The following is a 1,069-nucleotide window of genomic DNA, read 5'->3' on the forward strand; positions in this document are numbered from 1 at the left end:
TATTTGAGAATTATAGTTAATAATACTTAAAATATTAATGTTATTACAGTATAGCAGGGAGGGATAAAATTTAATTTTATAAAAGCTCATTATTGTGGAGAAACTCAAATTAACATGTGGAAAGGTAATTACAAAAATACGATTAAATAACAAATCCATACTAGACCTTCCTCTTAGAGTAACCCCTATCATTTTTTTTAACGTGATTTAAGGAGATGATTATGTGGGAACTTTTACGAGATAATTGGTTTATTTTTATGTTATTACTTTGTCCGCTGATGCACCTCTTTATGCATAAACATCATCATGATAAAAACGGTTCACATGATTGCTGTAAAAATAAAGATGAAACAGCGACAATAGAAAAAAAGAAAACACATTTAGCGAAAAACGCCGTAAACCCTCGCCCAGTGCGGGCGGGGGGATATAAGGCGAAAAGCCCGCAGGCTCTAAAGATCAATCAGGCGTTGACTGGCTCTGAACGTAGGCTCTGAGTGTTTCAATCGTTGCCCCTCCGGTGCTGCAGACAAAGTACGACCTTGACCACAAAAGTCCCGTTTTACTTTGCGTCCATAAATGTGTGTTTTGCTGGCGCAGCAGGCGCGACGATACTGATTTCAGATTGTTGACCATCACACTGACCGCCAGTTTTGGCGGGTAAGTAACCAGCAGATGCACATGGTCAGGCTCTCCGTCCATCTCAATAACTTCGCATTCAAGTTTTGCCGCAGCGGAGTCAAATGCATCACGCAGTTGAGTGATCATCTGTCCGTCAAATAGCTTACGTCGATACTTTGTCGTAAAGATCAGATGCACGACCAGTTTACTGACACTGTGCCGCTTTCTGAGGGATCCCGCCAGTAAATCATCATGATTACTCAATTGATATATTGCCCTAACGTGTTAAAATAAAAACATTATATCAATGAGCGCTGATGATGTTAAGAGCAACAAAAGTACGCATCTACCCAACACCAGAACAGGCTGAATATCTCAACGCTCAGTTCGGTGCGGTTCGTTTTGCGTACAACAAAGCTCTGCACATCAAGAAAGACGCTTACCAGCGGCA

General features: G+C 40.9%; 3 protein-coding genes. 2 read left to right on the top strand and 1 reads right to left on the bottom strand.

Translation table 11 applies throughout. The features are described from left to right. Nucleotides 1-221 precede the first annotated feature (221 nt). Nucleotides 222-494, top strand: a complete 273-nt coding sequence (locus BHE89_RS18320) for a DUF2933 domain-containing protein (protein ID WP_069367492.1) — start codon at nt 222-224, stop codon at nt 492-494. On the opposite strand, the gene tnpA is transcribed toward BHE89_RS18320, so the two are convergent. Continuing rightward, entirely contained in the window at nt 457-882 is a 426-nt protein-coding gene (gene tnpA, locus BHE89_RS18325; protein ID WP_074454066.1) for an IS200/IS605 family transposase, read from the bottom strand. The genes BHE89_RS18320 and tnpA overlap by 38 nt on opposite strands. Before the next feature lie 56 nt (nt 883-938). On the opposite strand from tnpA, the gene BHE89_RS18330 reads away from it, so the two are divergent. Then, a partial coding sequence (locus BHE89_RS18330; protein WP_171742534.1) for a helix-turn-helix domain-containing protein occupies nt 939-1,069 on the top strand: 131 nt, incomplete at its 3' end.

The organism is Shigella sp. FC1967 (assembly GCF_001743005.1).
In the GTDB taxonomy this organism is placed as follows: domain Bacteria; phylum Pseudomonadota; class Gammaproteobacteria; order Enterobacterales; family Enterobacteriaceae; genus Proteus.

Bases quoted from the DNA above. Each gene is read 5' to 3' on its own strand.
- BHE89_RS18320 (WP_069367492.1), top strand. From the start codon at position 222: ATGTGGGAACTTTTACGAGATAATTGGTTTATTTTTATGTTATTACTT.